Origin of the sequence: Planobispora rosea (assembly GCF_014648175.1) — a bacterium.
Lineage (GTDB): Bacteria > Actinomycetota > Actinomycetes > Streptosporangiales > Streptosporangiaceae > Planobispora > Planobispora rosea.
Genome location: NZ_BMQP01000024.1, coordinates 118,261 through 130,673 on the forward strand (window position 1 = coordinate 118,261; position 12,413 = coordinate 130,673).

A 12,413-nucleotide genomic window follows, 5' to 3' on the forward strand; every position below is an offset into this window, starting at 1 on the left:
CGTGCACGTCGTCTACCCGGCGATCGTCTCGGCGCTGCTGTTCTCCATCGGGGTGTACGGCGTGCTCGCCCGCCGCAACACCATCCTCGTTCTCATGTCCGTCGAGCTGATGCTCAACGCGGTCAACCTCAACCTGGTCGTCTTCGATGTGTGGCTGCGTGACCGTCTCCACGGCGGGCAGGTCCTCACGCTCTTCGTCATCGTGATAGCCGCCGCAGAGATCGGTCTCGGCCTGGCGATCGTCCTCGCTCTCTACCGCAACCGCCAGACCGTGGACCTCGACCACCTCCGTGCTCTGGCCGAACCATCGCCCCCCGGCGTCACCGCGACCTCCGACGCCACCCCCGGCACTGATCCCGCGATCCCCGGCACCGCCCTCGCCCACGCCACCTCCGGCGACGAGACAGCCCCGTCGGCCGCCGGGCCGGAACGGACGTCCGGGCGGAGGGAGGATTCGTGATCATTTTTGCCGCACTCGCGGTTCTGCTGCCGTTCCTGTCCGCGGCCGCCGGCCTGCTCGGTTCCCGGTGGCCGGGACACGCCCGAGACGAGCAGGGCGACGAGAGGGCGAACCGCCGGGCCGCCTGGGTCGCCGTCGTGCCGACCGGGATCTCGGCCGTTCTCGCGGGCTGGCTGGCCGCCACCCATGGGGCGGGGTTCGGCGGAGGAGAAGTCCTGACCTCGTCCCCCTCCGGGGGCACCGGCAACGGCGGCCCCGGGACCGACGGCGTCACGGGCACGCTCACCGTCGTCGACACGGGCTCGATCCCCATCTCCGTCGGGCTTGTCGTCGACGACCTCGCGGCGACGGCCGGAGTGCTGGTCACGGTGGTCGCGCTCGCCGTGCAGATCTACTCCGTCGGTTACCTGCGCGGAGACCGCCGCTACCCCTCCTACAGCGCGTTCATCAGCCTTTTCACCAGCGCCATGCTCCTGGTCGTCTACGCGGCCGACCTCCTCGTCCTCTACGTGGGCTGGGAGATCATGGGGCTGTGCTCCTACCTCCTCATCGGGCACTGGTGGGAAGACCGGGCCAACTCCCGGGCCGCGGTCAAGGCCTTCCTGGTCACCCGGCTCGGTGACGTCGGCTTCCTGTTCGGGATCTTCGTTCTCGGTGCGGCGGCGGACAGCTTCAAGATCAACGACGTCCTGGCCGCGGTCCCGCAGATGTCCTCCGGCACGCTCATCGCCGCGACCCTGCTTCTCCTGGCCGGGGTGGCCGGGAAGAGCGCCCAGGTTCCGCTGCACACCTGGCTCCCGGACGCGATGGCCGGTCCGACCCCGATCAGCGCCCTCATCCACGCCGCCACGATGGTCGCCGCCGGAATCTTCATCGTCGCCCGCCTCTACCCGGCCTTCCTCGCCGCCGGACCCACCCTGGACGTGCTCGCCGTCCTGGCCGCGCTCGGCATGCTCGGCGCCGCGCTCGCCGCCCTCGCCCAGGACGACCTCAAGCGCGTCCTCGCCTACTCCACGATCAGCCAGCTCGCCTACATGGCGGCGGCACTGGCCGCGGGCTCCGACAGTGCGGCGATCTTCCACCTGGTCACTCACGGGGCCTTCAAGGCACTGCTCTTCCTCTGCGCCGGAGCGGTCATCCACGCGGTCGGTTCCAACCTGATGAGCATGATGGGAGGCCTCCGCAAGGAGCTCCCCATCACCTTCGTCACGATGACGATCGGCTTCGCCGCCCTGATGGGGCTCCCTCCGGCCAGCGGTTTCTTCAGCAAGGACGAGGTGCTCGCAGCCGTCGAACAGGCCGTCTCACAGGGGCCGCTCACCGACGCCGCCGCCCTGCTGCTGTACGGCAGCGCCCTCGCCACGGTCGCGGTGACCGGTGCCTACTCCACCCGCGCGTGGTTGCGGACCTTCTTCGGCACACGCCCGATCGTCGCGCTCCCCGAGCCCGCTCCCGGCACCGCCCGCGTGATCGAGACCCACGAGGCCCCGGCCACCATGAAGTGGCCGATCATCGTCCTCGCCGTGCCGGCCCTGCTCCTCGGGCTCGTCCGGATCGCCGACGTCCACTGGGGTACGGCCGGGCTGAGCGTCGCCGTGGCGCTCCTGGGCGCGGGGGCGGTTTACGCGGTGTGGCGGAGCGACCCCCTGAGTGACCCCGCGCGGATGCTCGGCCCCCTCCGCGCCCCCTGCGAGCGGGCCTTCTACGTCGACTCCGTCTACCAGTGGGTGTTCGCTCGCCCGGTCCTCGCTCTCGCCCGCCTGGTCGTCCGTACCGACGACCGGGTGGTGGACGGCGCGGTGCGCGGCTCCGGCCGGGTGACGCTGGGCCTGTCCGGCCTGGTGCGTCTCACACAGAACGGCAACGCACAGCTCTACGTAACCGGTCTGCTGGCGGGTGTGCTCCTCATCTCGGTCGGAGCGGTGATGTTCGGATGACCTCTCTCATGAACTGGCTGCCGATCATGCTGCTCGGGGTGCCCCTGGCCGGGGCCGTCGCGCTCATCGTGCCGTCCCGGCCGGACGGTGCCGCCGGGGGGCGGTCGCTCCGTGTCCACGGGCTCGCCGTATCGGGGATCACGTTCGCGCTGTCCGTGGTGCTCGCGGTCGCCTTCGACTACGGTGACGCGGCCCGGGTGCAGTTCGAGACCGACATGGCGTGGATCCCCGGCCTGGACCTCAGGTTCCACCTCGGCGTCGACGGGATCTCGCTCCCGCTGGTCGTGCTGACCGCACTGCTGACCTTCCTCTGCTTCGTCTACCTGAGCTGGGGGAAGGCCGACGGTCCCGGGCAGCTGCTCCGGCCCGCGCCGGCCGGCACCAGGCCGCGTGCCCTGGTCTTCACCCTGCTCGTCCTCGAAGTCGGCATGATCGGTACGTTCCTCGCGCTCGATCTGCTGCTGTTCTTCGTGTTCTTCGAAATCGTCCTCATCCCCATGTACTTCGTGATCGCCATCTGGGGAGGCCGTGCGCGGCGGACGGCGGCGATCAAGTTCATTCTCTACACCCTGCTCGGCTCGGTCGTGCTCCTGCTCGGTCTCCTGCTCATCTGGGCGCAGACCGGCACCCTGGACGTGATCGCCCTCGCCCGTGCGCAGGGCACCGGCATGTCCCGTTCGGTGCAGATCATCGCCTTCGTGGCCGTCGGCATCGGTCTGGCGGTCAAGACCCCGATGTGGCCGCTGCACACCTGGCTGCCCGACGCGCACACCGAGGCGCCCACCGTCGGCTCCGTGCTGCTGGCGGGCGTGCTGCTCAAGATGGGGACCTACGGTTTCGCGCGCATCGCCATCCCCGTCCTGCCCGACGGCGCCGCCGCCGTGGCCCCCTGGCTCGGGGCGTTCGCGGTGGTCGGCATCATCTACGGCGCCCTCGCCTGCCTGGCCCAGCGCGATCTCAAACGGATGATCGCCTACTCCTCGATCGGGCACATGGGCTTCGTGCTGCTCGGTTTCGCCACGCTCACCCCGGTCGGCGTCAACGCCGCGCTGTTCGGGAACATCGCCCACGGACTGATCACCGGCCTGCTGTTCTTCGTCGCGGGAGCGGTCAAGGAGCGCTACGGCACCGCCGACATGCCCGCCCTCGGCGGGGGCATGTTGTCCCGCCTGCCGCACCTCGGCTCCCTGCTGACCTTCGCCTGCATCGCCTCCCTCGGCCTGCCGGGACTGGCGGGTTTCTGGGGAGAGATGCTCGCTCTCCTGGGTGCCTTCGAACCGGCACCCGGCCTTTCCCGCCCGCTCTTCCTGACCTTCATGGCCGTCGGCGGCATCGGCGCCGTGCTGACCGCCGCCTACTTCCTGGTCATGCTCTCCCGGGTCACCCACGGCCGGCCCGTCGACACCGTCCACGTTCCCGCGCTCGCCGGGTCCGGCCCGGCGGAGGAAGCCGTTGCAGCCGATTACGGCACACTGCCCCTCACCGGGACGTCCGGAGCCGGTGCCGGGGGTTCCGCGGACGAAGACGATTCCGGCCGGAGGGATGGGCAGCCCGGACCCCGTGCCGCCGGAGACGCGGCCGGATTCCGCGATGTCATGAGACACGAACTGGTCGCCTGGACGCCGCTGGTCGGGCTGATCCTGCTGTTCGGTCTCTGGCCGAAGGCACTTCTCCTCGTCACCGACCCGGTGGTCCGGACCCTGGTGGGAGCGCCATGATCCAGCAGATCGACTACTACGCGATAGCGCCGCCGCTGATCCTCGCGCTGACCGCCGGGCTCGTCCTGCTCCTGGACGCCTTCCTGCCCCGCAGGCCCTACGCGCGCCCCGTGCTGGACGCGGTCACGCTGGCCGGTGTGTTCGGGTCTCTCGGTTTCGTCGTTTCCCAGGCGCTGCGGGACGGGCCTCCGATACAGACGTTCTGCGTCCCCGAAGGCCTCGCCGGGCCCGCGCGGGCCGGGCTCGGCGCGCTCACCCCCGCAGGCGGGGGAATCGTGGCGGGCAGGCCACTCGGTGCGGTGGCGGGCCCCTCGTGCTCGTTCGCGGTGGACGGCTTCACGCTGATCTTCGCCGGTCTCGCGCTGGTGGCCGGGGCGGTCGTGGTGCTGCTGTCCATGACGGAGCTGTCCTCCAAGGACATCCCCGTCGGGGAGTGGTACTTCCTGCTGCTCTGCGTCCTCGTCGGTGCGGTCACCCTGCCCGCCGCCCGGGACCTGATCATGCTGGTGGTGGCGCTGGAACTGGTCTCGCTGCCGGTGTTCGCGCTCACCGCGCTCAGACGGTACGACGGCCGCGGCTCCGAGGCCGCGGTCAAGCTCTTCCTGGTCTCGGTGGTCTCCACGGCGGTGATGCTCTTCGGGGTCTCCCTGCTGTACGGCATGACCGGGACCGTCTACCTCGACCGGCTGGCCCAGGCGCTCAGGGAGGCTCCCCGGGCCCTCGACGGTCCCGGCATGGATCCGGTGAGCACCGACGGCGGTGCCATGGAGACCATCGCCCGGATCGGTGATCAGTGGTCCTCCGTCCCGGAGTACACCTCGCTCCAGCTCGTCTACGATCTGCCGCCGGTGATTCCCGTGGCGGTGGTGCTGGTCATCGCCGGGTTCGCCTTCAAGGTCGCGGCGGTGCCGTTCCACGCCTGGGCGGCCGACGTCTACCAGGGGGCTCCGCTCCCGGTCGCGGCGCTGCTCTCGGTGATCTCCAAGGCCGCGGGGTTCGCCGGGCTCATCCTCGTCCTGGTCGCCGCGTTGCACAGCCAGATCGCCACCTGGGCCCCGATCATCGCGATCGTCGCCGCACTCACCATGACCGCCGGCAACCTGCTGGCCCTCCGGCAGCGCAACGCCGTACGCCTGCTCGCCTGGTCCTCGGTCGCCCAGTCCGGTTACATCCTCGCCCCGCTCGGCGTCGAGACCCCCGAGGCGGTGGGAGCATCCATCACCTATCTGGTCTTCTACGCCGCGATGAACCTCGGGGCGTTCACCGTGGTCATGCTGGTATCGCGGAGGAGGGAGCGGGGGGAGCTCGACGACTACCGGGGATTGGTGTTCCGGAACCCGGCGGCCGGGCTGGCCCTGGCGTTCTTCCTGATCTGCCTGGCCGGACTGCCGCCCGGACTCGCCGGGCTGTTCGCCAAGATCGTGGTATTCCGGGAGATCGTCGACGGCGGCGGGGCGTGGCTGGCAATCGTGATGGCGGTCAACACCGTCATCGGCCTCTACTACTACGTCGCCTGGGCCGCGCGGATCTTCACTCCCGTCCGTGCGGCAGCGGACGGCACTGCGGCAGCGGACGGCACTGCAGCACGCGAGGCAGACCCCGCTGCCGCGGGGGAGAGCGGCACGGGAGCGGTTCCCGGAGTGGGCGGTGCGCGCGGCGGGTGGCTTCCCGTGGGGGCGGCGATCGTGTTGACGGGAGTCGTCGCGCTGGCGTTCTCGGTGGCGCCGCAACTGGTGCTCGATCTGGTTCCCGCGTTCTTCACCGCCTCTCGGTAGAGCCGCGCGGGAGAGGCGCTCGCCGGGTGACCGTCCAGGAGGCGCTCGCTGGAGAGGGCCGCCCGGGAAGCGTCAGCCGGGCTCAGCCCTGGGCGAGATCAGCGGTGATCCGGGTTCCGTGGGAACGTTCGACCAGGCCGGAGACGTTGGCACTGTGTAGCGGCAGTAACCGAGAGGGGTGTGCAGTGCACCACAATGGTCTGCGTACCGCACTCCTTCTGGGCACCCTGTCCGCGGTGATCGTGGCGGTGGGGGCGTGGCTGGGAGACGGCGCCGGCGTGCGGATCGCTGTTCTGATCGCCGTTCTCGCCAACGGTGCCGCCTACTTCTTCTCCGACCGTATCGCTCTGTCCGCGATGCGGGCCCGCCCCGTCGGAGAGGTCGAGCAGCCGGTGCTCTACCGGATCGTGCGCGAACTCTCCACCGAGGCCCGCCAGCCCATGCCCCGGCTCTACGTCTCGCCGACCATGCAGCCCAACGCCTTCGCGACCGGCCGCAACCCCCGTAACGCCGCGGTCTGCGTGACCTACGGCATCACCCAGCTGCTCGACGAGCGCGAGCTGCGCGGTGTCATCGGGCATGAGCTGTCCCACGTCTACAACCGGGACATCCTGATCTCCTCGGTGGCCGGCGCCCTCGCCTCGATGATCACTTATCTCGGCTACGTCGGGCTGTTCTTCGGAGGCGGTGACGACGACGAAGGGCCGGGCTTCCTCGGCGTGCTTCTCATGATGGTGCTCGGCCCGGTCGCCGCGGGGATGATCCAGATGGCGATCTCCCGTTCCCGCGAGTTCCAGGCGGACGAGTCGGGGGCCAGGCTGACCGGTGACCCGCTGGCCCTCGCCTCGGCGCTACGGAAGATCGAGATGGGCACGCGGCAGCTGCCGCTCCCGGAGAACGGACGCCTGGCCTCCGCCTCCCACCTCATGATCGCAAATCCTTTCCGTGGTGCGGGCATCGGCCGGATGTTCTCCACCCACCCGCCCACCGCCGAGCGCGTCGCCCGTCTGGAGCGGATGGCCGGTTACCGCCGCTGATGACGGCTACGGCCCGCGCCGGAGCGCGGGCCGTACTCATCACATGACGGTTCACATGACGATGCCGGGGATCAGAATGTGGGGAAACGGCGGATGGCTGTCCAGTTCGCGGGCCTCGCCGGTCATGACGTTCACCGCGTAGACGGCCGTCCTGTCCTGCTGCGCGGGACGGTCGCCCGACACGACGGCGGTCAGGGCCATGGCCTCGGTGGCGTTGAGCCAGCTTCCCAGGCGGGTGACGGCGGTGCCCTCGGGCAGTCCCCGGACCCGGACCCGGGCTCTGTCCCGGTCCTTCCCCTCCAGCGCGTCGAAGCGGACGAGCGTGCCGTCCTCGCGCACGTACCCGTCCTCCTCGCGCAACATGCCGACCTTGGCCATCGTCCGCCCGTCGGGTGCGAGCGCGCTGAACTGCCGGTGTAGTAGGCCATGGCGCGGCCGTCCGGAGTGATCGCCAACGGGCCGGAGGCCACCTCCCCCTGCAACCTCCCCGATTCCTCTGATCCTTCCAAGATGCTGAGCCCCGACGCCTGGGGCATGTCGTAGGTCTCGCCGTCCCGGGTCACCACCCGCCATGTGCCGTCCCCGCAGTCCGGCGGCACGCCCTTGCCGATGCACGAGGTGAGGTACGCGTAGGCCGGCGGGCCCACCCCGGTGGCCGGCAACGGCGACGACTCGATCTCCCAATCCCGGGGCGGCGAGGGTGAGGCGACCGTGTCGTTCCCGCCGCGGGCCGGTGGCAGGCCGGTGCCCAGGCCCCCAACCAGATTCACGACCACCACCGTGGTGACGACCGTGGTGGCGGCTACCAGCAGCGCCCGTGCCCGCACCCTCCGCCTGCGCCGGTTTCCCAGGATCGCCCGCTCGGCGAGATCCATCGTCGGGGCCTCGCCCGCGATCTCGTTCAGAGTGTCACGGAGCCGGGTCATCGCTTCATCTCCAGGATTTCGGTCCCGACGAGAAGGCCGGCCAGTTCGGGCGCGAGCACGCGCAGGCGCCCCAGCGCGTGGTGGGTCTGGCCCTTGACGGTGCCGAGTGAGCAGTTCAGCAGCTCGGCGGTCTCGCGTTCGGTAGGTCCTCGTAGAAGCGCAGGACGATCACGGCGCGTTGCCGGGGAATCAGCCGGGCGAGGGCCTGGCGGAGGACGATCCGGTCGACCGTGGAATCGTCGTGGGAGTGGCCGTACTCGGGCGGATCGGCACTGGGCAGCTCTTTCCGCACCCGGCGCCGCCAGGAGATGTGCTGGTTGATCAGCGCCTTGCGGGTGTACGCCTCGGGATTGCCGTCGTGCAGGAGCTTGGGCCACTGGCCGGCGACCTTGATCAGAACGCTCTGCAGCACGTCTTCGGCGAGGTGGGCGTCCCCCGTGAGCAGGTACGCGGTTCGGATCAGCGACTGCTGGCGGGCCCGGACGAACTCACGGAAGCCGTCATAACGGTCCAATGCGGTCTCCTCTCGCCCGTTATCAACGCGGGTGAGGGCCGCCGGGGTTGGAACACCCTTCCTCGGAAGCTTCGGGAACCTCGGGAACCTCTTCTCGGGGACTTCTCCTTCTCGGGGAGTCCCGGCTCAGGAGCGCTGGGCGACCGGGTCGGTCTCACCGGGGGAGAGGCCGGGGATGCCGTCGATGCTCTCACGGTTGTGCTTGGCCCGGTAGGCGCGCTTGGCCTGGGCGTCCTTGCGCTGCGCCCACTCGTCCAGGAGCGTGCGGTCCTGGTCGAAGGACATGAACGGTACGGAGAATCCGCAGGAGTCGGCGATGCGGTCGCAGTCGACAACGATGATCGATCGGACGCCCGGGTGCGGGCCGAACCTCGCGAGCAGCGCGGCGAACTCCGGGTCCTCCGGGACGACCACCCGGCCGGTGCCGTACAACCGCACGATGTTGGGCGGCCCGGAGAAGGCGCAGAACATGATCGTTATGCGGCCGTTCTGGCGGAGGTGCGCGATGGTCTCCACGCCGCTGCCGTCCAGGTCGAGGTAGGCGACCGTGGTGTCGTCGATCACGCTGAAGGTGTCGGCGTATCCCTTGGGAGAGACGTTGACATGTCCGCCCTGCTCAGGAGCGGTGGCGACGAAGTAGACCGGCTGCGCGCCGATGAACTCACGCAGCCGGTCGTCGATCTTTTCATGAATTTTCCCCATGAAAGGGAAGATAGTCGGCGGCTACTCGCCGGGCAGCCACCAGGTCCACGTCTCGCCTCTGACCTTGTAGGAGTCCACCTTCCGAGCGGCCCCGGTCTCGGCGTTCACGGTGCGCTTCACGGCGAAGACGGGGTTCTCGTTCTCGTCGTCCCGGGAGGTCCAGAGCGTGAGCGCACCGGCGGAGTCCCAGAAGAGGCGCTGTGCGTTCTCGTTCCTGGGGATGCCGAGCGCGACCGGGTCGGAGACGGTGTCGGCGGCGAGATCGTAGGTGTGCAGGCGGTGCTTCCTCGATGCCCCGGTGACGATCACCGCCACCGTGTTGCCGTCGTCGGCCAGCGCGACCGGGGCGTTGTTGGACACGATCTGCGGGACGACCTGACTCGCGGTCTTGTGCCCGTCGGTGTCGAAGACCGCGAACTCGGTGGTGTTGTCATCGGTGAACCGGCTGGTGAGCAGGTGGGTGCCGGTCGCGCTGAAGCTCAGCACGTTGTTGGCGGCCGACAGCTTGACGACCTTCCCGGTCCTCATGTCGGCGACGAGGCTCGGAAGCGTACCGGCCTCGTCGTAGTAGTCGACCACGACGATCGAGCCGTCGTGGGAGATCGTCGTGTCGACCTCATTCATGCCCAGCCCCTTGGGCAAGGTGGCGGCCTTGCCCGGCAGCGGGCGGACCTTACCGCTGCTCACATCGCGGACGACGAGCTTGTCGCCCTTGAAGTAGTTCACGAAGCGGCCGTCACCGCTGATCGCGAACAGGGCGGCGCCGTCCTTGTCCACCTTGCCGTTCGCGTTCTCGGGGTTGACGCGGGCGTCGGTCAGCTTGATGGTCTTCCCGCTGCGCATGGTCAGCGTCCAGCGGCCGCAGGGGATCGTGTAGTCCTTCTTGGGACAGCTCTTCACCCAGGCGTACCGGACGCTGTCGGGCGAGGACGCGGCGGAGGCGGCTCCCGTATGCGCCTGCGCCGGAGTGATGACCAGTGCGGGGGCCGCTGCGGCGGCGAGGGCGAGCACGGCGAGGCCGCGCAGGGGTGTGCTCGGGGTCATCGATGACTCCTTTCGTCACCTGGTAGATGCCGGGCGGCGACGAAAGGTTGCGTCACAGATCAGCCACGATGGGATTCGCGTATGAACCCGGACCCGCGCGGTCCGGACGCCGACGGGCGAGGCCCGGGGCACAGGAGAACGCGCACGCGGTTCACGGCGTGTCCTCGGCCATGTGCCCCGGATAGGCCGCCAGGGCGGGCGAATGCCTGAACACCCGGCTCGGAGCCGTGCTGTTACCATTCCGCAGCGAATGGCCACGTGACCATTCCGTCTGATCGCTCGTCTAGGGTGACGTGACCATTCAGCGACCACGGAGGCCGTCATCATCGAGGAGCTCTATCGCGAGCATTGGCCGCTCGTGTGCGGGTTCCTCCTACGGCGTACCCGCGACCCGCATCTGGCGGAGGACCTGGCCCAAGAGACCTTCGTCAAAGCGACTCGGGCCCTGCTCGGCTGGCGAGGTGACAACGCTGCCGCATGGCTGCTCACCATCGCCCGGCACGTGCTCATTGATCATGCCCGGCGTAAGCGGCTCGAAATCCCCTTGCCCAGTGCGGACGAGATCGGCGCGCCCGAATTTCCCGCGGATGCCCTCACCGTACGCCAAGTACTCAAAGATCTGCCCGAACAGCACCGCAAACTGCTCGTCGCCGTTTACTACGAGGGTTTCTCGCTCGCTGAGGTGGCTGCCATGACAGGGCGCTCGCCCGCTGCGGTCAAAACCGCTGTGTGGCGTGCCCGTACCGCCTTCGCTGACAGTTATGGAGCCTTCCAGTGCTAGAAATCCCCGACTTCGATCCCAAGAAGATGCGCAGCGCGATCCGGCGTGGTTACTTCCGGGTTGCCTTGGTCCTTCTGCTAGTGGCCAGCTCCGGCATCGTATCGAGTTACTTGGCTACCGGCTTGCTGCAGCGACGCCACCCATTGACCGATTCACTGCTGATCGTCATCGAAGGATCGCTGCGGATGAGTGACCCTGCTTTCGAAGTGAGCTACCGCGACTCTCGCCGCGGATCGTTGACCACCACCTACCTCTACGACCGTCGGCCGCTTCGGGCCGCTGGAACCTTTGTGGAAGAAGCGGCGGACCAGGTTGAGGTAGACGTCGGTCTCTTCGGCGACATCGAGTCCCCGCCACGTCTGCCGTACATCCGCTCCCGCCTCGCCGACGTCCTGGAGAAGCTCGGCACCGGCAAACCGACGAAGGCTTCAGCGGAAGCCGCGCTGAGCATCCTCCCAGAGGACATGACAGCGCTGGCCGTGGTCGAGTTCGCCCAGCCGCTCACAGCAGACCAGGCTCGCGCGTTTGTGGAAGAGCACAACGCCCTCCCGACCCGGGTGGTGTATGGCGTACAGCAGGGCTCTGCCCCGATCGTCTCGGGGCCCGAGATGTTCCCCGACCTGAAAGCGGTGCTCACCAACACGGGGAAGCCGGGCACCACCGTTGAAAGGGTGGTGACCGGCCCCGTCTGCCTGGCCGAGGGATTGGCGGAGCTGCGGCGGTGGGTGGGCACGCTGGGTGATGACGACGCGTCAACTCTGGCCGTGTTCAACCTAGATCTGCCACGGTTGAAACAGGCAGCCTCGCAGGGTCTCGCGTACGCCTACATAGATGAAGTCCGGACAGTCAAGGAGCTGCGCACCCTGCTCAAAGACCCGCAGGTGCGCAGTGTGCAGGTGGCCGACCTCGCCTACAACCTCGACATCGAGGTCGTAGATCCCTGACGGGCCAGCTCGCACTTGGCGGCCTCGCAAGACTGTGCCACGAGCCGTGTCCCAGTAACCGAAGTACCCCAAACGTGAATCGTGTCCGACTTCTGTATACGGTTTTCAAACTTCCGCACGCCGTACTGTCACCAACTGCTCGATGGCCGGTAACGCGCCCAGAGCACACGAAAGGCCGACGCTCCGCAGGTCGGAGCGGTCGGCCATGTGCCGTGGATGTGTCCTCCAGGCGAGATCGAACCACTGAGGCCCGGCTCAGAGCCTCAGAAGACCCCGATCTCAGCGGTAGTTCGTGAATCGAAAGCTGTCGTCGGGCAACCTGCGGAGATCCAGAGATCATGGCTCTGAGCTGATGGTCTTCTCTTCGTTGGTTGCCGTTGTTTTCGGTTGCCTCTCGGTGCGGTGTGCCCTCGTTGTGCCCTGTTCCGGCTCGCCTGCACTCTGTTCGGGAGATTCGGGAGGTGCCTGCAGTGGGGCACGCGCCAGGAAGCGATTGAGGGGCTGTGCTCTCTTAACCTCGATCTTTCGCGATCTCCGTGTGGTCGGTTGGAACATTCGGCTGAGGGTTGATTTCG

General features: G+C 68.6%; 11 protein-coding genes. 7 read left to right on the plus strand and 4 right to left on the minus strand.

The features are described from left to right. Window position 1 precedes the first annotated feature (1 nt). From nuoK to htpX, 5 genes are all read left to right on the plus strand, one after another. Window positions 2-460: an NADH-quinone oxidoreductase subunit NuoK gene (gene nuoK / locus IEZ08_RS40795; protein ID WP_275424740.1), complete on the plus strand. Its 459-nt coding sequence runs from the start codon at window positions 2-4 to the stop codon at window positions 458-460. Continuing rightward, window positions 457-2,397, plus strand: a complete 1,941-nt coding sequence (locus tag IEZ08_RS23475) for an NADH-quinone oxidoreductase subunit 5 family protein (protein ID WP_189242893.1) — start codon at window positions 457-459, stop codon at window positions 2,395-2,397. Before nuoK ends, IEZ08_RS23475 begins: the two co-directional genes overlap by 4 nt. Continuing rightward, window positions 2,394-4,115 (plus strand): complex I subunit 4 family protein, encoded by a 1,722-nt coding sequence (locus IEZ08_RS23480; RefSeq protein ID WP_229803439.1) that lies wholly within the window; start codon window positions 2,394-2,396, stop codon window positions 4,113-4,115. The genes IEZ08_RS23475 and IEZ08_RS23480 overlap by 4 nt, the downstream gene beginning before the upstream one ends. Beyond that, window positions 4,112-5,890 carry an NADH-quinone oxidoreductase subunit N gene (locus IEZ08_RS23485; protein ID WP_189242894.1) on the plus strand — a complete coding sequence of 593 codons (1,779 nt, stop codon included), beginning with the start codon at window positions 4,112-4,114 and terminating at the stop codon, window positions 5,888-5,890. The genes IEZ08_RS23480 and IEZ08_RS23485 overlap by 4 nt, the downstream gene beginning before the upstream one ends. Window positions 5,891-6,075: 185 nt before the next feature. Next, window positions 6,076-6,927 carry a zinc metalloprotease HtpX gene (htpX, locus tag IEZ08_RS23490; RefSeq protein ID WP_189242895.1) on the plus strand — a complete coding sequence of 284 codons (852 nt, stop codon included), beginning with the start codon at window positions 6,076-6,078 and terminating at the stop codon, window positions 6,925-6,927. Between the two features lie 51 nt (window positions 6,928-6,978). Here htpX and IEZ08_RS23495 read toward each other — a convergent pair whose 3' ends face one another. The 4 genes from IEZ08_RS23495 to IEZ08_RS23510 form a co-directional block, all read right to left on the minus strand. Further along, complete coding sequence (locus IEZ08_RS23495; RefSeq protein WP_189242896.1) at window positions 6,979-7,305, minus strand: hypothetical protein; 327 nt, start codon at window positions 7,303-7,305, stop codon at window positions 6,979-6,981. Window positions 7,306-7,968: 663 nt separating this feature from the next. After that, window positions 7,969-8,367 carry a SigE family RNA polymerase sigma factor gene (locus tag IEZ08_RS23500; protein WP_307815328.1) on the minus strand — a complete coding sequence of 133 codons (399 nt, stop codon included), beginning with the start codon at window positions 8,365-8,367 and terminating at the stop codon, window positions 7,969-7,971. Between the two features lie 126 nt (window positions 8,368-8,493). After that, window positions 8,494-9,069, minus strand: coding sequence for a pyridoxamine 5'-phosphate oxidase family protein (locus IEZ08_RS23505; RefSeq protein ID WP_189242897.1), 576 nt, complete (start codon window positions 9,067-9,069; stop codon window positions 8,494-8,496). A gap of 21 nt (window positions 9,070-9,090) precedes the next feature. After that, on the minus strand, window positions 9,091-10,113 hold the full coding sequence (locus IEZ08_RS23510) for a TolB-like translocation protein (protein WP_189242898.1): 1,023 nt from the start codon (window positions 10,111-10,113) through the stop codon (window positions 9,091-9,093). A 325-nt stretch (window positions 10,114-10,438) separates the two neighbouring features. Here IEZ08_RS23510 and IEZ08_RS23515 point away from each other — a divergent pair, with 325 nt between their 5' ends. Both IEZ08_RS23515 and IEZ08_RS23520 read left to right on the plus strand, forming a co-directional pair. Further along, the gene (locus tag IEZ08_RS23515; RefSeq protein WP_268249357.1) at window positions 10,439-10,894 is read left to right on the plus strand and encodes an RNA polymerase sigma factor; all 456 of its coding nucleotides are present in this window, start codon (window positions 10,439-10,441) and stop codon (window positions 10,892-10,894) included. Continuing rightward, complete coding sequence (locus IEZ08_RS23520) at window positions 10,888-11,838, plus strand: hypothetical protein (protein WP_189242899.1); 951 nt, start codon at window positions 10,888-10,890, stop codon at window positions 11,836-11,838. Before IEZ08_RS23515 ends, IEZ08_RS23520 begins: the two co-directional genes overlap by 7 nt. Window positions 11,839-12,413: the final 575 nt, after the last annotated feature.

Coding starts and splice junctions, on each gene's coding strand:
- IEZ08_RS23480 (WP_229803439.1), top strand. CDS start 2,394: ATGACCTCTCTCATGAACTGGCTGCCGATCATGCTGCTCGGGGTGCCC.
- IEZ08_RS23485 (WP_189242894.1), top strand. CDS start 4,112: ATGATCCAGCAGATCGACTACTACGCGATAGCGCCGCCGCTGATCCTC.
- IEZ08_RS23495 (WP_189242896.1), bottom strand. CDS start 7,305: ATGGCCAAGGTCGGCATGTTGCGCGAGGAGGACGGGTACGTGCGCGAG.
- IEZ08_RS23505 (WP_189242897.1), bottom strand. CDS start 9,069: ATGGGGAAAATTCATGAAAAGATCGACGACCGGCTGCGTGAGTTCATC.
- IEZ08_RS23510 (WP_189242898.1), bottom strand. CDS start 10,113: ATGACCCCGAGCACACCCCTGCGCGGCCTCGCCGTGCTCGCCCTCGCC.